Genomic DNA, 22,647 nt, shown 5'->3' with positions numbered 1-22,647 from the left:
CGGCCGGGTGAAGCCTGCTGGCGCACGCGGCTCGCGGCACTCCCGCCCCGCACGTCGTCGTGCCGAGGAGGACCGAAGGATGCACCGTACCCGCACCGCGGCGGCCACCGCGTTGGCCATGGCCCTGGCCGTGCTCCCTCTGACGGGCATGTCGGGGCCGCCGGGCACCGGCCACGACCGGGCACCGGACGGCGCCCGGACCCGGCCCCTGGCTGCCGCGGCCCCGTCCCTGTCCCCCACGCCCCGCTCCGTCCAGCGCCGGTCCGACCGGGTCACCCTGACCCGGTCCGTGACCGTCGTCGCAGGTCCGAAGGCCGATGCCGGCGCGCTGTCGGTCGTCGAGGCGGCGCTGGCCGACGCCGGTGCACAGCACGTCGTACGGGCCGGGCGGGCGCCGGGCGGCGGGCAGCTCACGGTGTACGTGGACGGCGCGGGTGCGGACCGGGCGCTGGCGGAGCTGGGCGCACGGGGGCCCGGCGGGCTGCCCGCCGAAGGCTATGCGCTGGCCGTCGGCGAGGGGCGGATCGCCCTGTCCGGCAAGGACGCCACCGGTACGTATTACGCCGCGCAGACGTTGCGGCAACTGCTGCCGCACCGGGCCCGGCCGGGCGCCCGGGTGGCGGGCACCCGCATACGGGACTGGCCCGCCACCCCGCTGCGCGGTGTCATCGAGGGCTTCTACGGCACCCCGTGGTCCCACGAGGCCCGGCTCGACCAGCTCGATTTCTACGGCGCGCACAAGATGAACCTCTATGTGTACTCGCCGAAGGACGATGCCTACCTCCGGGAGAAGTGGCGTGACCCGTACCCCGCGGAGCGGCTCGCGCAGCTCAAGGAGCTGGTGGACCGGGCGCAGCAGCGGCATGTGGAGTTCACCTACGCGCTCTCCCCGGGGCTGTCCGTCTGCTACAGCTCCGACGCCGACCTCAAGGCGCTGACCGCCAAGTTCCAGACGCTGTGGGACATCGGCGTACGGACCTTTGCGGTGCCGCTGGACGACATCAGCTACACGGACTGGAACTGCGCGGCGGACAAGGACCGGTTCGGGACCGGCGGCGGGGCGGCGGGGGCCGCGCAGGCGCATCTGCTCAACCGTGTGCAGCGGGAGTTCATCGCCGCGCATCCGGGCGCCGGGCCGCTGCAGATGGTGCCGACCGAGTACTCCGACGTGCAGCCGTCGCCGTACAAGAAGGCGCTGGCCACCCAGCTGGACCCGAAGGTGCTGGTGGAGTGGACGGGGGTGGGGGTGATCGCGCCGACGATGACCGTCCGTCAGGCGCAGCAGGCCCGGGAGGTCTTCGGGCACCCGATCCTGACCTGGGACAACTACCCGGTCAACGACTATGTGACGAACCGGCTGCTGCTCGGGCCGTTCCACGGCCGGGAGAAGGGGCTGCCGGAGCAGCTGGCGGGGATCACCGCGAACCCGATGATTCAGCCCGCCGCCTCCAAACTCGCCCTGTACACCGTGGCCGACTACTCCTGGAACGACACGGCGTATGACGCCCGGGCCTCCTGGGGCGCGGCGATCGAGGAGCTGGCCGGCGGCGACGCCCGGACGGCACGGGCGCTGCGGGCCTTCGCCGATACCGGCTACGCCTCGGCGCTCAACCCGCAGCAGGCACCCGAACTGGCCGCTGCCATCGCCGAGTTCACGGCGGGCGGGCCGGCGCGGCGGCTGGATGCGGTGCTGCAGACCCTTGAGGACGCCCCGGCCGTACTGCGCGACCGACTCCCCGACCGCGGCTTCGTCAGGGACAGCGCGCCCTGGCTGGACGCGACGCACGCCTGGGGCGTCGCGGCACGTACCGCGCTGCAACTGATCGAGGCGACCAAGGCGGGCGACGGCGCGCGGGCCTGGGAACTACGGCAGCGGCTACCGGAGTTGATACGGACCGCGCAGTCCTTCGTCTATGTGGACATGCGGGGGAAGAAGGTCCCGGTCCTGGTGGCGGACGGCGTGCTGGACACCTTCGTCGACGATGCGGTGGCCGCGCACGACCAGGCGCTGGGGATCACCGGCCGCCCCCGGGCGTCGACGGATCTCTCCGTCTACCAGGACAACGCCCCCTCCCGGATGACCGATGGCGAGGACGCCACGTACTTCTGGAGCGGGGCGGCGCCCCGGGCCGGTTCCGTCGTCGGACTGGATCTGCGGGCCGAGCGTCCGCTGGGCCCCGTCACCCTGGCCATGGGCAAGAGCGACAGCCCGGACGACTACCTGCACCAGGGCGTCCTCGAGTACTCCTCGGACCGCACGCACTGGCGGCAGCTGGCCGCCTTCGACGGGAAGGCCGAGGTGAGAGCCGTACCGCCGGCCGGCACCAAGGCCCGGTACGTCCGGGCGCGGGCCACCCGGGCCCAGGACAACTGGCTGGTGGTACGCGAGTTCACGGTGTCCGGGGCCGAGCAGGCGACGGTGGCCGGGGGCCCGCCCGCGGCCGGAGGCAGCGCGCTGCGGTCTGCGGGGGACGGCGATCCGGCGACGGTCTACCGCGCGGCGCGGGCACCCCAGCCCGGCGAGGCGCTGGAGTTCACTCCCTCCGCACCTCGCACAGCGCGGTCCGTGGTGGTGCTGCGGCCGCACGGCGCGCCCGGACCGGCGGCGCGGATCGAGGTCCGTACGGGTGGTGTCTGGCGCACGCTCGGCACCCTGTCCGGTGCGTATACGCGGCTTGCGGCAGGCGGCGGTGCGATCGAGGCCGTACGGCTGGCCTGGCGGGACCCGTCGGCGGTCCCCGAGGTCAATGAGGTGATTCTGCACTGAGCGGCGGGCCACGCGGACGGCCCTGCCCGCGACGACGCGGTATGCCGGACGGCCTGCCGCGTCGTCCCGCCCTGACACGGGTCCGGGGGCCGTCCGCTTCCCCCGGACGGGCCGCGTCATCGCACCCGCAGCCGGTCTCCCGCGCCCTAATCTGAGGCGCTGGCCACCGCCCTCGCCCCGGAGGAGACCGACACCATGGCCCGACCCGCCCCCGACGCCCCCCGCCCGACCGCGACCGCCGTGCTCGACGACGCGGTGCGGGTGCTCGCCCCGGACACCGATGCCAACCGGCTGGTCGCGCGGATCGAGGCGGGGACGGCGCCGCGCTCGGTGTTCGCCACCTTTGCCCTCGAACAGCATCAGGTGATCGCCGCCGACCGGCTCAGCTTCCAGCATCTGGCGCGGCGGGCGGACGGCGATCCGCCGGTCGCCGACTTCTTCGATCTGCTGGTCCAGGGCGAGACGCAGGCCCTGAAACAGCTGGCCGGGCTGGCGGATGCCTGCGAGCTGACCGAGCGGGAGATCGCCCAGTACCGGCCGCGCCCCGGCTGTCAGGCGTACCCCTCCTACGCGGCGCGGCTCGCCCTCGGCGGCGAGCCGACCGATGTGGCGATCGCACTGACCGCCAACTTCGCCGCCTGGGGCGGCTGTTGCGCGATCGTCGAGGCCGCGATGCGGGAGCATTACGCCTTCCCGGAGGCGGCCCGGGACTTCTTCGGGTTCTTCGCCGAGCCGGCGCCGGCCGTCGAGGAGAAGGCCCGCGCGGCGGTACAGCACGGCCTCGACACCGGCCAGGCGCAGCCGGCCATGGCGCACCGCTACGGCCGTCTCCTCCAGGCGTACGAGCTCATGTTCTGGGACGCGGTCGCGGACTGACCCGCCCGGCGGCCCCGGCGAAGGGCCGGAGCCGACCGTGACGAAGGGCCGGGGCCGACCGTGGCGGCCGCGGACCGTTCAGCGGCCGCCGCTCATCCGCCCTGCGGCCGCTGCAGCAGCTCACCGGTGGGCTCGGCCAGGGTGGCGCCGTCGTTGATCTGCCGGCCGCGCAGCCAGGTGGACCGCACGACGCCGTGCAGGGTCTTCCCCGCGTACGCGGTGATCTTGTTGCGGTGCTGGAGAGCCTGCGGGTCGACGGTGAAGGTCTCCTCGGGGGCGAGGACCGCGAAGTCCGCGTCCCGGCCGGGCTCGATGGCGCCCTTCCGGTCGAGGCCGGCCAGCGCCGCGGGGGCGGTGGCCATCCAGCGCACCACGTCGTCGAGACGGTGCCCGCGCGCCCGGGCCGCGGTCCAGATGGCGGGCAGGCCCAGCTGGAGGGAGGAGATGCCGCCCCAGGCCGCGCCGAAGTCGGCGGTCTTGAGGTCGGCGGTGGAGGGCGAGTGGTCGGAGACGATGCAGTCGATGGTGCCGTCGGCCAGCCCCGCCCACAGCGCGTCCTGGTTGCCGGCCTCGCGGATCGGCGGGCAGCACTTGAACTCCGTGGCGCCGTCCGGGATGTCCTCGGCGGCCAGGGTCAGGAAGTGCGGGCAGGTCTCGACGGTGAGCTGGACGCCCTCGCGCTTGGCGGCGGCGATCAGCGGCAGCGCGTCGGCGGAGGACAGATGCAGCACATGCACTCGTGCGCGGAGCCGCGCGGCGAGTTCGATCAGCCCGGCGATGGCGTCGTTCTCGGAGATCCGGGGGCGGGAGGCGAGGAAGTCGGCGTACTTGGGGCCATGCGGTACGGGTGCCGCGTCCAGGTGGCCCGGGTCCTCGGCGTGCACGATCAGCAGGCCGCCGAAGCCGGCGATCTCGCCCAGCGCGGCGGCCAGTTGCTCCTGGTCGACCGCGGGGAACTCGTCCACGCCGGAGGGCGACAGAAAGCACTTGAAGCCGAAGACGCCGGCGTCGTGCAGCGGGCGCAGATCCTTGACGTTGCCGGGGATGGCGCCACCCCAGAAGCCGACGTCGACATGGGCCTTGTCGCGGGCCACCGCGCGCTTGGTGTCGAGGTGCGCCGTGGTGGTCGTGGGCGGCAGGCTGTTGAGCGGCATGTCGACGAGGGTGGTGATCCCGCCGGCCGCGGCCGCGCGGGTGGCGGTCCAGAAGCCTTCCCACTCGGTGCGGCCGGGGTCGTTGACGTGGACGTGGGTGTCGACGAGGCCGGGCAGCAGGGCGTCGGCTCCGAAGTCCACCACCCGCGCCCCGGCCGGAGCCGGGGCGTCGTACGGCAGCACCGCGGTGATCGTGCCGTCCTGAACGGTGACGGACGCGGCGCGCGTGCCCTGCGGGGTGACGACGCGTGTGGAGCGCAGCACCAGCTCTCGTTCGGACACCCGGTCCCCTCCTCGTCTCATGTCTTCCATCGTTGGCCGACGGCGTGTGCGGCGCATGGCCGACGGGGCGGCCGGACCTCCGGAGCACAGCGTCCGCCTTGGCTTGACCGGCAGAATTCAACAGTCTGTTGAACGAGTCTTCACTCCGGACCCCGACCCGTCAAGACCCCTGGCCCGGCGCCGCCGCGCCCGACCCGGCATCCCAGGAGGCCGACACGGTCACACCGAAGGCCGAGGCAGGAAAAGGCGCCGAATGCCCGGGAATCCCCTTCCACCCCTTCCCTTGGAGGATTCCATAGAATGGATAAGAAATTTCGCTCAACAGAACGTAGCTCTGTCCACTGGCGCCACCGGGAGCGCACGGCCGGCCGTCGGCCCGAGGGTTCACAGCCTGGGACAAAGAGGGCCTGACCGGCGGGAACGAGTGCGCAAGACGCCGTGTGCCACGGTAAGGGGACCGGTAGGCTTCTCCGATCGGGCCCGGCGCCCGTGAGCCCTGCCGAGACCGATCCGCCCCGCCCGAAAGGAACGCGACGTGCCGTCGTCCAGCGCCAGCACCTCCGCCGCCGAAGCCAAGCCCGCCGGCGGCGGTGTCCAGTCCCTTGAGCGCGCCTTCGACCTGCTCGAGCGGATGGCCGACGCCGGCGGCGAGGTCGGTCTGAGCGAGCTCTCCAGCAGCAGCGGACTGCCGCTGCCCACCATCCACCGGCTGATGCGCACCCTCGTCGCCTGCGGCTACGTCCGCCAGCAGCCCAACCGCCGCTATGCGCTCGGCCCGCGGCTGATCCGGCTCGGCGAGAGCGCCTCGCGGCTGCTGGGCACCTGGGCCCGGCCGTTCCTGGCCCGCCTGGTCGAGGAGACCGGCGAAACCGCCAATATGGCGCTGCTCGACGGCGACGAGATCGTCTATGTCGCCCAGGTCCCCTCCCGGCACGCGGTGCGGATGTTCACCGAGGTCGGCCGACGGGTGCTGCCGCACTCCACCGGCGTGGGCAAGGCGCTGCTGGCCCACCACTCGCCGGAGGAGGTCCGCGCACTGCTCGGCCGTACGGGCATGCCCGCCGCGACCGACAAGACGATCACCGACCCGGACCGCTTCCTCGATGCGCTCGCCGATGTCCGCCGCCTCGGCTACGCGGTCGACGACAACGAGCAGGAGATCGGCGTCCGCTGCCTCGCGGTGCCGGTGCCCAACTCCCCCACCTCCGCGGCGATCTCCATCTCCGGCCCGACCGGCCGGGTGTCGGAGGCCGCGACGGACACGATCGTGCCGGTGCTGCAGGACGTCGCGGCCCAGCTTTCGGTGGCGCTGGCGAACCAGGCGCCGGCGTAATGGGAGGCGGGCGGCGGACGCCGGAGACTCGGCTCGGCGCCCCCTCAGCGGGGGCGGGGCAGCTCGCCGAACCGGTCGATACCCTCCCGCACTTCGGTCAGCGCGGGCGAGAGCGCGCTCACCGAGCCGACCGCCCCGGCGATCAGCAGCAGCGAGCGACGCAGCCGGGGCACCTCGGGCAGGCCGTGGCTCACCATCGCATCCAAGGCGGCCAGCTCGTCGTCCGCGGCCGCCCGGTCCAGCAACTCCCCTGGAAGGAGGGCCAGTTGGCGGCGCAGCCGCGCCACTGCCCCGCGTAGCTCATGGACCCGGGGGTCACCCTCGACCCCGGTAGTTCGTCTGTCACTCTGCAGCTGTTCCACCACGACGGCGTCCTCCGTGGCCGTTGCCCGACCCGCGATGCCGGACAGTTAACGCCACTCTGTGCTCCTCGCGCCATACAGAGAGCGAAAAAAACCGATCACTGGCGGGATTCGTCCGGCGATCGTCCGGCCGGCGCACCCGGCAGAAGCGCGGCTCGTACGCCCGCTCACGCCCCTGACCTCAGGAAACATAGCCGTCGGGCAGGTGGGCGCGCTTACGGTCGACCGGCTCCGGGTCCTGCTGTGAGGCGGCGGGGGTACGGGTCCCGTCATCCGGGGCTCCGGGGCGGGTCCGCGGCGGGGAGGAACGATATCCGGCCACCGGCCGCGCCAGGACCTCGCCGGCGAGGAAGGGGAGGCCTGGCCCGAAGAGTCGGTTTCGCGACGGATGTTGGCCGCCTCGGCACCCCCGGAACGGGTCCGCCCCACAATGCCCGAATTCGGCTTGATTATGCGTCAGCACATGCGTTCCCCATGGCACCCGATGGCGTGGGCACATCCGATACGAGGCGTATGGCAGGGCGCGATGGAGCATTCTCCCTTTCAAGGAAATATCCGGCATATCACTGGATCGGAGAGTGCCATGGAACCCCACTCCGGCCCCGACACCGGCTCGAACCGGCGTCGGGTCAGCGTCGTACAGCTCATCTGCCGTGCGTACGGCCTGTCCGATGCCTCCGAGATCACGCTGGAGCACATAGACCGTTACGTCGCCGAGCAGCGGCGCGTGGAGGAGCGCACGCATCAGCTGCGCGAACGGTTCCGGCCGCACATTCCCCGCCCCCGCGCGTCGGACGACGCCGCCTGACCCGGCGGGCCATGCTCCACGGTGCCATGAGGTATGCAGTCCTCATGGCACCGACAGCACCGAGAGATCCGGGCGAACAGCCGCTCCGCGCCCGGCCGGACGTCCCTGAGGGGACCCGGGAAGCCGGGCGGCCCGGAGGGCGGGTGGCCGGTCTGCTGCTCGCCGCGGGTGGCGGGCGGCGCCTGGGGGGACGGCCCAAGGCGCTGCTCGACCACCGGGGCCGGCCGCTGGTCGAGCACGCCGCGCGGGCCCTGCGACAGGGCGGCTGCGACCCCGTCCACATCGTGCTGGGCGCGGCGGCCGATGCCGTACGCGAGCGGGCCGAGCTCTCCGCGTACCGCATCCGGTACAACCCCGACTGGGCGCAGGGCATGGGCTCGTCGCTCCGGGTGGGCCTGGCCGCGCTGGCCGGCTCGGGGGCGGACGCGGTCGTGGTGTCCCTGGTGGACCAGCCGGGTATCGGCGCCGCGGCGGTGGCGCGGGTGGTGGCGGCGTACGACGGCGGCAGTTCGCTCGCCTGTGCCGCCTACGACGGCCGGCGCGGCCACCCGGTGCTCTTCGGCGCCGACCGCTGGCCGGACATCGCCGCCACCGCAACGGGCGACCGCGGTGCGCGCGCCTACCTCCAGCAGCATGCGGCCGCCCTCACCCTGGTCGAGTGCGCCGATGTCGCGGAGCCGTACGACATCGACACCCCGGAGGATCTGCGCCGGTTGGAGTGACCCTTCGCACCGGCAGGCACTCGCCCGCCACCGGAGCGGGAGTAATGGAGAGTGACTGTCGTGGCACCGGGAGCCATTCGATCAGCGGGTGTGTCGACCCGGAGAATCTCGACATCAACAAACCATTGAAGTTCCGCGATAAGGAAACTAGTCTCCACTGGTCAGAAGCGCCCTGAACCCAGACGGCGCCCGCGACCGTACCCCGGGGCCCGCGGCACCCCGTGCCGCCCGGCGCCCCCGGCGGCCGCCGGCACCGCCGATGAATGGAGTGACAGCTCATGTCCGCACCAGCGCCGTCCCCGCTGGCCATCGTCGAAGTCGACCCCGCGCACACCCCCGAACGGCAGGGCGAGGTCCTCACCGACGCCGCGCTCGCCTTCGTCGCCGAACTCCACCGACGGTTCACCCCGCGCCGTGACGAGCTGCTCGCCCGCCGCGCCGAGCGTCGTGCCGAGATCGCCCGCACCAGCAGCCTGGACTTCCTGCCGGAGACCGCGCAGATCCGCGCCGACGACAGCTGGCGGGTCGCCGAGGCGCCCGCCGCGCTCAACGACCGCCGGGTGGAGATCACCGGCCCCACCGACCGCAAGATGACCATCAACGCGCTCAACTCGGGCGCCAAGGTCTGGCTCGCCGACTTCGAGGACGCGTCGGCCCCGACCTGGGAGAACGTCGTCTCGGGTCAGCTGAACCTCATCGACGCCTACGAGCGGCGCATCGACTTCACCGACCCGGCGTCCGGCAAGTGCTACGCCCTCAAGCCCGCCGGCGAACTCGCCACCGTCGTGATGCGGCCGCGCGGCTGGCATCTGGACGAGCGGCACCTGCAGTTCGAGGGGCGGCCGGTCCCCGGCGCGCTGGTCGACTTCGGCCTCTACTTCTTCCACAACGCCAAGCGTCTGCTGGACCTCGGCAAGGGACCGTACTTCTATCTGCCGAAGACCGAGTCGCACCTGGAGGCCCGCCTCTGGAACGAGATCTTCGTCTTCGCCCAGAACTATGTCGGCATCCCGCAGGGCACGGTGCGCGCCACCGTCCTCATCGAGACCATCACCGCCGCATACGAGATGGAGGAGATCCTCTACGAGCTGCGCGAGCACGCCTCGGGGCTGAACGCCGGCCGCTGGGACTACCTCTTCTCCATCGTCAAGAACTTCCGTGACGGCGGCGCCAAGTTCGTGCTGCCCGACCGCAATGCGGTCACGATGACGGCACCGTTCATGCGCGCCTACACCGAACTCCTCGTCCGTACCTGCCACAAGCGCGGTGCGCACGCCATCGGCGGCATGGCGGCCTTCATCCCCAACCGCCGGGACCCCGAGGCCAACGAGCGGGCCCTGGCCAAGGTCAAGAACGACAAGGACCGCGAGGCCGGCGACGGTTTCGACGGCTCCTGGGTCGCCCACCCCGACCTGGCCCCGATCGCCCGCGCCTCCTTCGACGCGGTGCTCGGCGACCGGCCGAACCAGAAGGACCGGCTCCGCGAGGACGTCGACGTCAAGGCCGCGGATCTGATCGCGATCGACTCCCTGGACGCCAAGCCCACCTACCAGGGCCTGATCGACGCCGTTCAGGTGGGCACCCGCTACATCGAAGCCTGGCTGCGCGGACTGGGCGCCGTCGCCATCTTCGGCCTGATGGAGGACGCCGCCACCGCCGAGATCTCCCGCTCCCAGATCTGGCAGTGGGTCGACGCGGGTGTCGTCTTCGAGAACGGGGAACGGGCCACCGCGGAGCTGGTGCGCCGGGTCGCGGCGGAGCAACTGGCCGCGATCCGCGCCGAGGTCGGCGAGCAGGCCTTCACCTCCGGCCGCTGGCAGCAGGCCCATGACCTGCTGCTCCGGGTCGCCCTGGATGCGGACTACGCGGAGTTCCTGACGCTGCCGGCGTACGAACTGCTGCGCTGAGGCCTTCGCCCGTCATACCCGGGGGCCGGTACGGACCGCCGTTGTGCGGTGCGTGCCGGCCCTTCGCGCTGCGCTCGGGCGAACTGCTCCTCGCGCGTACGACGCCGATGTCGATGACGACCCGTCACCTCGGCTCGCCGGCACGGTAGGTCGCGGCGTACTCGGCCATGAAGGCGGCCTCGGCGAGCAGGGCGCCGCGCAGTTCGGACAGCAGCACCCGTTCGTTGGGGCCGTGCAGACCGCAGAGGCTGTCCTCGGCGCCGAAGAGCAGGATCTCGGCGTCCGGTACGGCCCTGGCCAGGCCGTTGACCAGGGGCACGGAACCGCCGGACGCGGCGTGTACGGGGTCGGCGCCCCAGGCGCGGCGCAGGGCGGTGCGGGCGGCGCGGTAGGCGGGTCCGTCGGCGGCGGCTTCGTAGCCGGGGCCCGCGTCGCCCGGGGTGACGGTGAGCGGGATGCCGTACGGGCGCAGCCGTTGCAGATGGCGGATCAGGGCGGCCTGCGCCTCGCGTGGGTCCTGCCGCGGGTGGACACGGAGGTTGAGCTTGGCGCGGGCGTACGGGACCACCGCGGCGGCGGCGCGGTCGACGGGCGGCGCGTCCAGGCCGATGACGGTGACGGCGGGGCCGCTCCACAGCCGTTCGCCGAGGCCGCCGGAGCCGAGCAGCGGGGTGCCGTGCGGGACCCCGGCCACCTCGCGGAATTCGTCGTCGGTGAAGGCGGTGCCGTCCCACGGCTCGCGGTGCAGGCCCTCGACGGCGACATCGCCGTGCACGTCGTGCAGCGTCGCCAGGGCCTTGAGCAGGACGAGCAGCGCGTCGGGGGCGGCGCCGCCGTACGCGCCGCTGTGCACGGCGGCCCGGAGGGTGCGGACCTCGGCGAAGACCACGGCGGACCCGCGCAGGGCGGTGGTCAGGGTGGGGGTGCCGGGGCGGATGTTGCCGGTGTCGGCGATGATCATCGCGTCGCAGGCGAAGAGGCCGGGCTCGGTGGGCGGGTAGTCGTCGAAGGCGCTGCCGTACTCCTCCTGCCCCTCGAAGACGATCCTGATGCCGACCGGCGGACGGCCGCCGTAGGCCCGCAGCGCACCGATGTGGACCATGAGGTTGGCCTTGTCGTCGGCGATGCCGCGGGCCCGGATGCCGCCCTCGATGTCGGTCGGCTCGAAGGGCGGGGAGTCCCAGAGCCGCTCCTCACCGGGCGGCTGGACGTCGTAGTGGCCGTAGAGGAGGACGGTGGGGGCCTCGGGAGTGGGCGGCGGGAGGCTGCCGGTGATGACGGGGGCGGTGCCGGGGAGGTTGAGCTCGCCGATATCGGCCACACCGGCGTCCCGGAGCAGGGCGACGAGCAGGTCGCGGGCCTGCAGCACCGGTTCGGGGGAGAAGCCGGGGAAGGCGATCGACGGGATGGCCGCGAGCCGCTTGAGGTCGGCGCACACCCCGTCCATCAGGGCGTCGACGGTGCTCTCCAGAGTGCCGCGGGCCGTGCCGGTGCGGCGGAAGGGCGGGTCGCCGGCGTGCTCGTCCACCGCGGAACCCCTCTCCGTGGCGCCGTCGCCGCGCACACATCGATCACCTGACTCCCTGTCAGGGCCGATGCAGCATACCCGGCATAGCACAGTAAATGCTGTTATGTGCGCGAGGGCTCGCGCCCCGGTGGGGCCCGCCGGGCGCGTGGCCGACCGGGGGCTCGGGGCGGGGCCCACGGAGGCCACCGACCGCACGCTCCGCACCGCACGCGCGCCGGCACCCGATCCCCTCGCGGCACTATGTCTATAGTGTCTCGCCCCTGCACAAGCAGGACGAACGGGCACGGCACGAAGGGCGCGCGGCGTGGCACGACGGCGGGAGCAGGTCCTGGACGCGGGGATCCAGGTACTGGGCAGCGAGGGCGCGCGGCGCCTGACCTATCAGGCCGTGGACGCCGCGGCAGGGGTTCCGTCGGGCACCGCCTCCAACTACTTCCGCAACCGGACGGCCCTGATCGGCGGCATCGTCGACCACCTCCAGGAGCTGGAGCGCCGCGACTGGGAAGCCTTCGCCGCGGCGGCCGCCCCGGCCGATGCGGGTGAACTCGCCGCTGCCGTCGGCCGGTTCCTGCGGGACGCGACCGGCCCCGAGCGCGCCAGGACCGCCGCCCGCTTCGCGCTCTACCTGGAGTCCACGTCCCGGCCCGAGCTCCGCCCGGCGCTCACCCGCGGGCGGGAGGCCGTCGTCGGCTGGGGCGCGGAGTGGCTGCGGCGCTTCGGTTCACCGGCGCCGCAGCGGCACTGCGGGATCCTCCTCGACTACATGGACGGCGTCGTTGTCCGGCAACTCGCCTTCCCTGACGAGGACTTCGACCCGGTGCCCGGGCTCCGCGAGCTGCTGTCCGGGCTGCTGGACCGATCCCCGCAGGACCGGACAGCGTACGGCGAGAGCCACCGCACCGGCTGACGCCACATCCGCGCTCGAACAGCCCGACGGCCCGTAGGGAAGCTGCGGTTGCCGCTCCCGTACGGGCCGTTTGCCGTTGTCCCGTTCCGGCGTCAGTGGGCGGGCGCCGCCGCCGCGGGCTCGCCGGCGCCGCCCTCGGTGGCGAGGCGCGGTGGTGGCGCGACCTCCGGATCGCCGGGGGCACCGGCGTCCGGCGCCGTTTCCGCGTCCCTGCCGCCGAAGTGGTTGAAGGCGAGGTTGAGGACGATGGCGACCAGACAGCCGGTGCTGATGCCGGAGTCCAGAACGACCAGCAGGTCCTTGGGGAGGGTGTGGTAGAAGTCCGGCGCGGCGATCGGGATCAGCCCGATGCCGACGGCGGCCGCGACGATCAGGGCGTTGTCGCCCTTCTCCATGGCGGCGGAGGCCAGCGTCTGGATGCCGCTGGCGGCCACCGAGCCGAACAGCACGATGCCGGCGCCGCCGAGCACCGGCAGCGGGACCAACGAGATCACCGAGGCGGCCACCGGACACAGGCCCAGCACGATCAGGATCAGCCCGCCGGTCGCCACGACGTAGCGGCTGCGCACCTTGGTCATCGCGACCAGGCCGATGTTCTGGGCGAAGGCGCTGTTGGCGAAGCCGTTGAACAGCGGGCTGAGGGCCGTGCCCAGGGTGTCGGCGCGCAGTCCGCCCTCGATGGTGCGCTCGTCCGCCGGACGGCCGACGATCTTTCCGAGGGCGAGCATGTCGGCCGTCGACTCGGTCATGCAGACCAGCATCACGATGCACATGGAGACGATCGCGGCGATGTCGAACTGCGGGGCACCGAAGTGGAACGGCGTCGGGAAACCGATCAGGGACGCCTTGCCGAGGGCGGCGAAGTGGGTGATCCCGACGGGTATCGCGATCAGCGTGCCGGCGACCAGCCCGAGCAGGATCGCGATCTGCTGGAGGAAGCCGCGCAGCACCCGGCGCAGCACCAGCACGATCACAAAGGTCAGCGCGGCCATCCCGATGTTGGTCGGTGAACCGTAGTCAGGGGCCTGCGGATTGCCGCCCTGGGACCAGTTGAAGGCCACCGGCAGCAGCGAGACGCCGATCAGGGTGATGACGGTGCCGGTGACCACCGGCGGGAAGAACCGTACGAGCTTGGAGAAGTACGGGGCGAGGAGGAACCCCAGCACACCGGCGACGATCACGGCACCGAAGATGATCGGCAGCGCATGGCCGGGGCTCTGGGCCTTGCCGATGGCGACCATCGGGGTGACACCGGCGAAGGAGACCCCGTTCACGAACGGCAGCCGGGCGCCGACCTTCCAGAACCCCAGCGTCTGCAGCAGCGTCGCGATGCCCGCGGTGAACAGGCTGGCGCCCATCAGGAACGCGGTTTCGGTGGCGCTGAGCCCGCAGGCCGGCCCCACGATCATCGGCGGGGCCACCACACCCGCGTACATCGCGGCCACGTGCTGGAGGCCGCTGGTGAACATCTTCAGGGGCGGGAGGGTCTCGTCAACGGGGTGTTTCCGGTCCCCCTCCGGCTTCTGCCCGGTCATTGCGGCCACTGCGGGCCTCCTTCGTTTTCTGCGTCGCCGGGGCCGGCGAGGCGAGGCTGTCACGGAGGTCTTGCCTGTGGTGCGTGGTGGTGGCCGCCTGGTGAGCGGTGCTGCGTGCGGTGCGCTTGTGGCGCGTGGACGGCGGCGAGGCCGACCGTCCCGGGGGTGCGGGCAGATCCCGTACCCCCGGGTCCGGCGCTTGTGGATCCCGCTCGGATCCACAAGCCCGGCCGGGAGCCGTCCCTCCCGGCCGAGTCAGGGGTCGTCGGCCGCAGGGCCGCGCCAGGGGGTCAGTCCCCGGCGGCGATCCGGGCCAGACGCTGTGCCTCGGCCCGCGCGGTGCGGGCGAGGGCGTCCTCGTCGACGTTGCTGAGGTGGTTGTCCTCGACGACCGGCCGGCCGCCGACGAGGGAGAGGGTGACCGGTGCGGGCGGGCCGAAGACCAGCGCGGTGACCGGGTCGGCGATGGAGGAGTGGCCGAGGCCGTCCAGCTTCCACAGCACCAGGTCGGCGAGCTTGCCGGCCTCCAGCGAACCGAGCTCGGCGGTCCGGCCGAGGACCTGCGCACCGCCGTACGTGCCCAGCCGCAGCGCCTTGCGGGCGTTCAGCGCGGCCTCCCGGTGGGCGCCGAGGCGGTTGATCAGCAGGGCGTTGCGCAGCTCGGTGTGGAGTTCGCCGGACTCGTTGGAGGCGGTGCCGTCCACGCCGAGGCCGACCGGGACGCCGGCCGCCAGCATGTCGGGGACGCGGGCGATGCCGGCCGCGAGGCGGGCGTTGGAGGACGGGCAGTGTGCGACGCCGGTGCCGGTGCGGGCGAAGGCGGCGATATCGGAGTCGTTCATGTGGACGCAGTGCGCCATCCACACGTCGTCACCGAGCCAGCCGGTCGACTCGAAGTAGTCGGTGGGTCCCATGCCGAACAGCTCATGGCAGAACTTCTCCTCCTCCACGGTCTCCGAGCCGTGGGTGTGCATCCGCACGCCCTTACGGCGGGCCAGTGCGGCGCCCTCCCGCATGAGTGCGGTGGAGACGGAGAACGGCGAGCAGGGCGCGGCGGCGATGTGCACCATCGAGCCGAAGGAGGCGTCGTGGTGCTTGTCGATGGCCTCCTCGGTCGCCAGCAGGGCGCCCTCGGTGGTCTCGACGGCGAAGTCCGGGGGCAGCCCGCCGTCCTTCTCGCTGCGGTCCATGGAGCCGCGGGCCAGGGTGATCCGGGCGCCGATCTCGGCGGCGGCCGCCAGTTCGGCGCCGACGAGGTCGCCGGAGCCCCGGGGGAAGACGTAGTGGTGGTCGGCGGCGGTGGTGACGCCGCCCTTGACCATCATGCCGAGCGAGCCCTGGGTGGCGGCGGCGAGCATCGGGGCGTCGATCCGCGCCCAGGTCGGGTAGAGCGCGACCAGCCAGTTGAACAGGTTGTGGTCGGTGGCCAGCCCGCGGGTGAGCCACTGGTAGAAGTGGTGGTGGGTGTTGACCAGGCCGGGCGTGACCAGATGTCCGGTGCCGTCCACCCGGCGTACGACGCCCGGAAGCCCCTCGGGCGCCTTGCCCGCGCCCACCGACTCGATGAGGTTGCCCGCGACCACCACATGGCCGGTGGCGTACTCGGTGTCCTGGGCGTCGACGGTCGCGAGGGCACAGTTCTCGATGACGATGCGCTGCGTCACCGCGCCGTCAGGGGATGCCGATGCAGCCATGGTGCTTTCCTTCTTTCGGTTCCGGCATGGGGATCCCCCTGGACGGTGCAGGTCCTCCCGCCCGAACGGCGTCGGGAGCGGGGGACGGCCGGAGTCCCAGGGGGAGGGCACGGCATGGCCCTACGGAGTTGAGTGCCGGAGCCGGGCGGGACGGCTGACAGGGCCGCCGCCCGTGGAGTGCTCCGGGTGCCGAGTGCGGGGAAGAGCAGCGGGAGCGGGAGCGTGTGTGCGGTTGCTGTGCCATAGGTCGCTCCCCTCGGGGTGCGTGCCCCTCCCCGCTGCGGGACGGGGAGCGGGCACGGCGTGGCGTGGCGTCGGGACGCTCAGAGGTTGGTCAGATCCACGGGGATCCGGGCTTCGACACCGTCGCGCAGGACGGTGGCTTCGATCAGGCCGTACGGGCGGTCCGCCGCGTAGTAGACAGCTCCGTCGGCGGTGTCGTTCTTGATCCCGAACGGCTCCAGATCCACCAGGAAGTGGTGCTTGTTCGGGAGCGAGAAGCGGATCTCGTCGATCTCGGAACGATGGTTGATCACGCGCGAGCCCATCTGGTACAGCGTCTGCTGGAGCGAGAGGCTGTAGGTCTCCGCGAACGCCTGCAGGATGTGCTTCTTGACCTGCTCGTACGAACGCTCCCAGCCGGGCATCCGCTGGTCGTCGTCGGTCCAGTTGAACCGCCAGCGGGCGGACACCTCGGTGGCCAGGATGCGGTCGTAGGCCTCCTTCAGGGTCGTGTACTTGTCCTTGATGTAGCCCCAGAACTCCGAGTTGGTGGAGTTCATCACCACCAGGTCCTTGAGACCGGAGATGACCTGCCACTGCTCACCGTCGTAGGTGATCTCGGTCAGCCGGGTCTCCTGGCCCTTGCGGACGAAGGAGTGCTTGACCTCGTCGGAGCCGATGAAGCGGGAGTTGGCGTCGGAGCCGGCGATCCGCTCCCAGGCGTACTCCTCGATCCGGATGCGGGCCCGGTGGATCGGTTCCTGGCTGGTGACGAAGTGCCGGGCCAGATGGATGCCGAACTGCTCGGCCGACTCGATCCCGTACTCCTTGGCGAAGGCGTAGACGGTGTTCTTGGTCGTATCGGTGGGCAGGCAGTGCGCGTTGGAGCCGGAGAGGTGGACCTCTTCCAGGTCGCCGGAGAGCGAGACCGAGACGTTGAGGTCCTTGATGTGGTGGGTGTCCCCCTCGCGGGTGATCTTGACGACGCGGTTTTCCGCTTTGCCGTACTGGTTCTGGCCGAGCATCACCGGGCGGGAATGGGCAGTCATGTCGGTGCTAGCTCCCTCGGTATACGGAGTAGCCGAACGGGTTGAGCAGCAGCGGTACGTGATAGTGCTCGCCCGGGGTGACGGCAAAGGTGATCGCCACCTCCGGGAAGAAGACTCCGCTGTCCCTTGCGCGGGGGGCGTCCTGCTGTTCCTCGGCTTGCTGGTGTGCCTTGCTGGATACGAAGTACTCCTCGACGGCGAAGTCGAGGCGCACATGGGTGGTGCCGTCCGGCAGCGCCGGCAGGTCCTTGCAGCGTCCGTCCGCGTCGGTGGTGGACGCGCCGTGGGCGGTCCAGGCGCCGTCGCTGCCGGAGCGCACCGAGAGCGTGAGGGCGACTCCCTCCGCGGGGCGGCCCACGCTGGTGTCCAGGATGTGTGTGGACACCGACGTCGGTGCTGCCGTCTCGCTGCTCATGCTGCGTCTCCTTCTGCGTGCTCCGCGATCCGGGTCAGACGAATGCGGTTGATCTTGCCGAGCTCCACCCGGACGATCTCTCGTTCCTGTTCCGGCGTGTTGTCGATCCGGTGCCGGACGGCGTCCCGCATCTCCTCACCGGTGCGGCCGGAGGCGCAGATCAGGAAGGTGTGCCCGAACTTGTCCTGGTAGGCCAGGTTGAGTTCGAGCAGCTCCGCCTTGAGCGCGGCGGAGGCGCCGGCCATCCCGCTCTGCTCGCGGTGCGAGGTCGGGTCTCCCGGCGTGGGCCGGCCGATGGGCGGGTGCCCGGCCACCGCCTCGGCCAGATCGTCCGCGGTCAGCTCGGCCATGGCGGCGTCGCTCGCGGCGCACAGGGCGTCGGTGGTGGCGTAGGGGCGCCCGGCGAGAATCCGGTCTCCCCATGCCCGGCTGGCACACGCCTCGTGCAGTGCGGACCGGGCCGCCTCGTCGTCGGCGGTGTTGAGCCGGCTGAGCCCCGGCGGGGGCACGGGGGTGTCCCCCGTCGAGCGCGGTGAACTCGAAGACACGGGAAGCCTCCGTGGCAGGTGGTGCGGCAGGTGGTGCGAGACAGCTCTGGTTGGCTGGAAACAGCTAAGACCCCCGGCAACACCACGTCAACACTTTGTTGAAAACTCGGCGACACAAAAGCCACCGTCGGGTGATTCCGGACGGAAATGCCGCCCCGCTCGCCCCGCCGCTCGCCCCGCCCCCGCTACTCGCCTGCCGCCTGCGCCCCGGGCTCCCGCGCGGCGCTCTCGCGGTTCAGGTAGTTGTAGACGGTGAAGCGGCTGACGCCGAGGGCGGTCGCGACCGTTTCGACGCCATGGCGGACCGAGAAGGCGCCCCGGGACTCCAGGATCCGCACCACCGACTGCTTGGTCTTGCGGTCCAGCTCCGCCAGCGGCTTGCCGTGCCGGCGCTGGAGCTCGACGAGGATGTGGTCGAGGGACTCGGACAGATGGGGGAGGCGTACGGCCACCCGGTCCTGCCCCTCCCAGGTCAGCACGACGTCATCGCCCTCGGCCTGGTCCGGTGCGACCAGCCGGCCGCCCATCGCATCGACCAGCGGCTTGACGGCCTGGACGAACGGGTGGTCGGCGGGCTCCGTCACGTCGCCTCCCCCTCGCCGCGCCCGGCGTCCGCGATCACATTGACCTGGAGGGAGACCCGGGTGGCGCCCGCCTGCAGGGTCTCCCGCAGCAGGGCGTTCACCGCACCGAGCACCCGGTCCGCGTCGCCCTCGGCCGTATTGCCGAACGGGCCGACGTCGACGGCGTCCAGTGCGGCGCCCGTGACGATGTCCCGCGCCACCACCGCATGCGGGGGCGCCTCGTCCAGATCGAACGGCTCCGTCGTGAACTCCACTCTCAATCGCACGTCGCTCAACCTACGCGCGGTTCGGCCCGGCCACCAGAAATTGCCCCGGGGCCCCCTTGACAGCCTCCGAGCCCGGCAGGCAGTGTTCCATTAAGCAGAAAAACAGTTCCACTATCCGGAAGGGGCGCCGGCCTGATGGGCTTCACGGACACGCGCTTCAACGTCAATCTGTCGATCCTGTTCACCGAGCTTCCGTTGCTGGAGCGGCCGGCGGCCGCACGGGCGGCGGGTTTCACGGCGGTGGAGCTGTGGTGGCCGTGGGTGGACGCCCCGGTCCCCGACCCGACGGAGACGGCCGCGCTGCGTGCGGCGCTGGACGACGCCGGGACCCGGCTGGTGGGCCTGAACTTCTACGCGGGGCAGCTGCCGGGGCCCGACCGTGGCGCGCTGTCCGTCCCCGGGGCGGAGTCGGAGCGGTTCCGGGCGAATGTGCCGGTGGCCGTCGAGTTCGCCCGCTCGCTGGGCTGCACCTCCTTCAACGCCCTGTACGGCAACCGCGTCGAGGGCGTGAGCGAGGCAGAGCAGGACGAACTGGCGCTGGAGAACCTGGCGTTCGCCGCCCGCGCCGTCGCCGAGGTGGCGGGGACGCTGCTGATCGAGGCGCTCAACGCGCCCGAGTCGCCGCACTGCCCGATCGTCTCGGCCCCCCGGGCGATCGAGGTCGTGGACGCGGTGAACGCGGCCACCGGCCTGGACAACGCCCGGTTCCTGATGGACCTCTACCACCTGTCGATGAACGGCGAGGACCTGCACGAGGTCATCGACCGCTACACCGCGAAGACCGCGCACGTGCAGATCGCCGACAACCCGGGCCGCGGCGCCCCCGGCACCGGCGACCTCGACTTCGCCGATCTGCTCGACCGCCTCACCAAGGCCGGTTACGACGGCTGGACCGGCCTGGAGTACAAGCCCGGCGACGGGCCGAGCGCGGGCGCCTTCGCCTGGCTGCCGGCCCCGCTGCGCGCGGCGAGCTGACCCGTAGGAAACCGGCGGCCCCCCGCCTGACGACGCACGCTTTCGAAAGAGGCACCCTCATGAGCAACCTTGCTGACTCCTCCCGCCCGACCCGCCCGGCGATTGCATGGATCGGCCTGGGCATCATGGGCTCCCCCATGGCCGAGAACCTGCTCAAGGCCGGCTACTCGGTCACCGGCTACACCCTGGAGACCGACAAGCTGGAGCGGCTGGCCGCGGCCGGCGGCACCGCGGCCGGCTCGATCGCCGCGGCGGTCGCCGATGCCGACGTCATCATCACCATGGTCCCCGCCTCCCCCCAGGTCGAGGCCATCGCCTACGGGCCCGACGGCATCCTGGAGAACGCCCGGCCCGGCGCGCTGCTGATCGACATGTCCTCGATCACCCCGCAGACCTCCATAGACCTGGCCGAGGCCGCCGGCGACAAGGGCATCCGCGTCCTGGACGCCCCCGTCTCCGGCGGTGAGGCCGGCGCCGTCGAGGCCGTGCTGTCCATCATGGTCGGCGGCGACCGGGCCGACTTCGACGCCGCCCGCCCCCTCCTGGAGGCGCTGGGCAAGACCATCGTGCTGTGCGGCCCGCACGGCTCCGGTCAAACCGTCAAGGCCGCCAACCAGCTCATCGTCGCCGTCAACATCCAGGCCTGTGCCGAAGCCGTCGTCTTCCTGGAGAAGTCCGGCGTCGACCTGGCGGCCGCCCTCGACGTCCTCAACGGCGGGCTGGCCGGTTCGACCGTCCTGACCCGCAAGAAGGACAACTTCAAGCACCGCGACTTCCGGCCCGGCTTCCGCATCGACCTGCACCACAAGGACATGGGCATCGTCACCGACGCCGCCCGCACCGTCGGCGCCGCCCTCCCGGTCGGCAGCCTCGTCGCCAGCCTCGTCGCCGCGCTGCGCGCCCAGGGCGACGGCGGCCTCGACCACTCCGCCCTGCTGCGCGGCGTCGAGCGCCTCTCCGGAGCGCCCACCGCCGACTGAGGCCGGGACCGACGGCACGCCCCCTCCAGCTTCCGGGCGGCGGCCGCGCCGACACCTGTCCTGTCGCGCCCAGGCGCGGCCGCCGCCCGGAATTTCGCCCCGCCTCTCCACCCCCGGTTTGTTTCAACAAACTGTTGACGTTTGGTCGGAGCGCTTCTTACGCTCCGACAGCGGAAGCCAACTTCCGCGCTCTCGTACGGAAGGTCACCATGTCGAAGCCCACGCTGACGGCGCGCTTTCTCACTACGGAGGCTGGCGCCCCCGTCGCCGACAACCAGAACTCCGCCACCGCCGGCGTCGGCGGCCCGCTCGTCCTCCAGGACCAGCATCTGCTGGAGAAGCTCGCCCGCTTCAACCGCGAGCGCATCCCGGAGCGGGTCGTGCACGCCCGCGGCTCCGGTGCGTACGGCTACTTCGAGGTGACCGACGACGTCACTGGTTTCACCCGCGCCGACTTCCTGAACACCGTCGGCAAGCGGACCGAGACCTTCATCCGCTTCTCGACCGTCGCCGACAACCTGGGCGGCCCGGACGCGGCCCGTGACCCGCGCGGCTTCGCCCTGAAGTTCTACACCGAAGAGGGCAACTACGACCTCGTCGGCAACAACACCCCGGTGTTCTTCATCAAGGACCCGATCAAGTTCCCCGACTTCATCCACTCGCAGAAGCGCGACCCCTTCACGGGCAAGCAGGAGCCGGACAACGTCTGGGACTTCTGGGCGCACTCCCCCGAGGCCACCCACCAGATCACCTGGCTCATGGGCGACCGCGGCATCCCGGCCTCGTACCGCCACATGAACGGCTACGGCTCGCACACCTACCAGTGGACGAACGCCGAGGGCGAGGCCTTCTTCGTCAAGTACCACTTCAAGACGAACCAGGGCATCCGCTGCCTGAGCAGCGAGCAGGGCGCCGAGCTGGCGGGCAAGGACCCCAACAGCCACCAGACCGACCTGCTGCGGTCCATCGAGCGCGGCGTGTACCCCTCCTGGACGCTGTACGTGCAGCTCATGCCGGTGGCGGAGGCGGCGGGCTACCGCTTCAACCCGTTCGACCTGACCAAGGTGTGGCCGCACGCGGACTACCCGCTCCAGCGGGTCGGCCGGCTGGTCCTGGACCGCAACCCCGACAACGTCTTCGCCGAGGTCGAGCAGTCCGCCTTCTCCCCGAACAACTTCGTGCCCGGCATCGGCCCGTCCCCGGACAAGATGCTCCAGGGCCGGCTGTTCGCCTACGCCGACGCGCACCGTTACCGCCTGGGCGTCAACCACACCCAGCTGCCGGTGAACGCCCCCAAGGCTGTTTCTGGTGGCCAAGCCGCCAACTACGGCCGGGACGGCCTCATGGCGGCCAACGGCTACGACCGGCACGCCAAGAACTACGAGCCGAACTCCTACGGCGGCCCCGTGCAGACGAACCAGGCGCTCTCCGCCCCGCTCGCCGTCTCCGGCCACACCGGCACCCACGAGGCCCCGGCGCACACCAAGGACGACGACTTCTTCCAGGCCGGCGAGCTCTACCGGCTGATGTCCGAGGACGAGAGGACGCGCCTGGTGGACAACATCGCCGGCGGTCTCTCCCAGGTGGGGCGCGACGACGTGATCGAGAAGAACCTCACGCACTTCCACGCCGCCGACCCGGACTACGGCAAGCGCGTCGAGGCACGGGTCCACGAGCTGCGCGAGGACTGACGGGAGGTCAGCATCCTTGCGCATCCGTACCGGCCGGCTGGC

Annotated in this window: 20 protein-coding genes; 10 read left to right on the top strand and 10 right to left on the bottom strand. The window is 71.8% G+C overall.

Annotated elements, in window-relative coordinates; genetic code table 11:
• The first annotated feature begins 79 nt into the window (after positions 1–79).
• Complete coding sequence (locus tag BKA18_RS30055; protein WP_366045871.1) at positions 80–2,767, top strand: beta-N-acetylglucosaminidase domain-containing protein; 2,688 nt, start codon at positions 80–82, stop codon at positions 2,765–2,767.
• Between the two features lie 195 nt (positions 2,768–2,962).
• Positions 2,963–3,643, top strand: a complete 681-nt coding sequence (locus BKA18_RS30050) for a thiaminase II/PqqC family protein (RefSeq protein WP_366045870.1) — start codon at positions 2,963–2,965, stop codon at positions 3,641–3,643.
• Positions 3,644–3,735: 92 nt separating this feature from the next.
• Here the strand turns inward: BKA18_RS30050 and allB are convergent, their stop codons facing one another.
• Complete coding sequence (gene allB, locus BKA18_RS30045; protein WP_429638717.1) at positions 3,736–5,100, bottom strand: allantoinase AllB; 1,365 nt, start codon at positions 5,098–5,100, stop codon at positions 3,736–3,738.
• A gap of 514 nt (positions 5,101–5,614) precedes the next feature.
• Between allB and BKA18_RS30040 the strand changes: the two genes are divergently transcribed.
• Positions 5,615–6,412, top strand: a complete 798-nt coding sequence (locus BKA18_RS30040; protein WP_366045868.1) for an IclR family transcriptional regulator — start codon at positions 5,615–5,617, stop codon at positions 6,410–6,412.
• Positions 6,413–6,456: 44 nt separating this feature from the next.
• On the opposite strand, the gene BKA18_RS30035 is transcribed toward BKA18_RS30040, so the two are convergent.
• On the bottom strand, positions 6,457–6,774 hold the full coding sequence (locus BKA18_RS30035; RefSeq protein WP_366045867.1) for a DUF5955 family protein: 318 nt from the start codon (positions 6,772–6,774) through the stop codon (positions 6,457–6,459).
• Between the two features lie 583 nt (positions 6,775–7,357).
• Between BKA18_RS30035 and BKA18_RS30030 the strand changes: the two genes are divergently transcribed.
• The 3 genes from BKA18_RS30030 to aceB all read left to right on the top strand — a co-directional run bounded on the left by BKA18_RS30030 (position 7,358) and on the right by aceB (position 10,211).
• Positions 7,358–7,582: a hypothetical protein gene (locus tag BKA18_RS30030; RefSeq protein ID WP_366045866.1), complete on the top strand. Its 225-nt coding sequence runs from the start codon at positions 7,358–7,360 to the stop codon at positions 7,580–7,582.
• Positions 7,583–7,725: 143 nt separating this feature from the next.
• Positions 7,726–8,304 (top strand): nucleotidyltransferase family protein, encoded by a 579-nt coding sequence (locus BKA18_RS30025; protein WP_366045892.1) that lies wholly within the window; start codon positions 7,726–7,728, stop codon positions 8,302–8,304.
• A gap of 278 nt (positions 8,305–8,582) precedes the next feature.
• A complete protein-coding gene (aceB, locus tag BKA18_RS30020) occupies positions 8,583–10,211 on the top strand; it encodes a malate synthase A (RefSeq protein ID WP_366045865.1) in 1,629 nt (542 codons plus the stop codon).
• Positions 10,212–10,335: 124 nt separating this feature from the next.
• Here the strand turns inward: aceB and BKA18_RS30015 are convergent, their stop codons facing one another.
• Complete coding sequence (locus tag BKA18_RS30015; protein WP_366045864.1) at positions 10,336–11,739, bottom strand: M20/M25/M40 family metallo-hydrolase; 1,404 nt, start codon at positions 11,737–11,739, stop codon at positions 10,336–10,338.
• A gap of 304 nt (positions 11,740–12,043) precedes the next feature.
• On the opposite strand from BKA18_RS30015, the gene BKA18_RS30010 reads away from it, so the two are divergent.
• On the top strand, positions 12,044–12,646 hold the full coding sequence (locus BKA18_RS30010; RefSeq protein WP_366045863.1) for a TetR/AcrR family transcriptional regulator: 603 nt from the start codon (positions 12,044–12,046) through the stop codon (positions 12,644–12,646).
• Between the two features lie 92 nt (positions 12,647–12,738).
• On the opposite strand, the gene BKA18_RS30005 is transcribed toward BKA18_RS30010, so the two are convergent.
• The 7 genes from BKA18_RS30005 to BKA18_RS29975 form a co-directional block, all read right to left on the bottom strand.
• Positions 12,739–14,181 (bottom strand): nucleobase:cation symporter-2 family protein, encoded by a 1,443-nt coding sequence (locus tag BKA18_RS30005; RefSeq protein WP_366045891.1) that lies wholly within the window; start codon positions 14,179–14,181, stop codon positions 12,739–12,741.
• Positions 14,182–14,471: 290 nt separating this feature from the next.
• Positions 14,472–15,875 carry an 8-oxoguanine deaminase gene (locus BKA18_RS30000; RefSeq protein ID WP_366045862.1) on the bottom strand — a complete coding sequence of 468 codons (1,404 nt, stop codon included), beginning with the start codon at positions 15,873–15,875 and terminating at the stop codon, positions 14,472–14,474.
• 323 nt (positions 15,876–16,198) lie between these two features.
• On the bottom strand, positions 16,199–17,146 hold the full coding sequence (pucL, locus tag BKA18_RS29995; RefSeq protein ID WP_006602247.1) for a factor-independent urate hydroxylase: 948 nt from the start codon (positions 17,144–17,146) through the stop codon (positions 16,199–16,201).
• Positions 17,147–17,153: 7 nt separating this feature from the next.
• Entirely contained in the window at positions 17,154–17,561 is a 408-nt protein-coding gene (gene uraH, locus BKA18_RS29990) for a hydroxyisourate hydrolase (RefSeq protein ID WP_006602248.1), read from the bottom strand.
• Positions 17,558–18,070, bottom strand: coding sequence for a 2-oxo-4-hydroxy-4-carboxy-5-ureidoimidazoline decarboxylase (gene uraD, locus BKA18_RS29985; protein WP_366045890.1), 513 nt, complete (start codon positions 18,068–18,070; stop codon positions 17,558–17,560). Before uraD ends, uraH begins: the two co-directional genes overlap by 4 nt.
• 224 nt (positions 18,071–18,294) lie before the next feature.
• Complete coding sequence (locus BKA18_RS29980) at positions 18,295–18,693, bottom strand: helix-turn-helix domain-containing protein (RefSeq protein ID WP_366045861.1); 399 nt, start codon at positions 18,691–18,693, stop codon at positions 18,295–18,297.
• Positions 18,690–18,959, bottom strand: a complete 270-nt coding sequence (locus BKA18_RS29975; protein WP_366045860.1) for a TroA family protein — start codon at positions 18,957–18,959, stop codon at positions 18,690–18,692. Before BKA18_RS29975 ends, BKA18_RS29980 begins: the two co-directional genes overlap by 4 nt.
• A 135-nt stretch (positions 18,960–19,094) precedes the next feature.
• On the opposite strand from BKA18_RS29975, the gene BKA18_RS29970 reads away from it, so the two are divergent.
• From BKA18_RS29970 to BKA18_RS29960, 3 genes are all read left to right on the top strand, one after another.
• Positions 19,095–19,934, top strand: coding sequence for a TIM barrel protein (locus BKA18_RS29970; protein WP_366045859.1), 840 nt, complete (start codon positions 19,095–19,097; stop codon positions 19,932–19,934).
• Between the two features lie 59 nt (positions 19,935–19,993).
• Complete coding sequence (locus tag BKA18_RS29965) at positions 19,994–20,914, top strand: 2-hydroxy-3-oxopropionate reductase (protein ID WP_366045858.1); 921 nt, start codon at positions 19,994–19,996, stop codon at positions 20,912–20,914.
• A gap of 224 nt (positions 20,915–21,138) precedes the next feature.
• Entirely contained in the window at positions 21,139–22,605 is a 1,467-nt protein-coding gene (locus BKA18_RS29960; protein ID WP_366045889.1) for a catalase, read from the top strand.
• The last annotated feature ends 42 nt before the right edge of the window (positions 22,606–22,647 follow it).

This window comes from Streptomyces auratus (genome assembly GCF_050433025.1).
Classification (GTDB): Bacteria; Actinomycetota; Actinomycetes; order Streptomycetales; family Streptomycetaceae; genus Streptomyces; species Streptomyces sioyaensis.
Note: the sequence above shows the minus strand (reverse complement) of the source record. Positions and strands in the feature narration are given on the sequence as shown.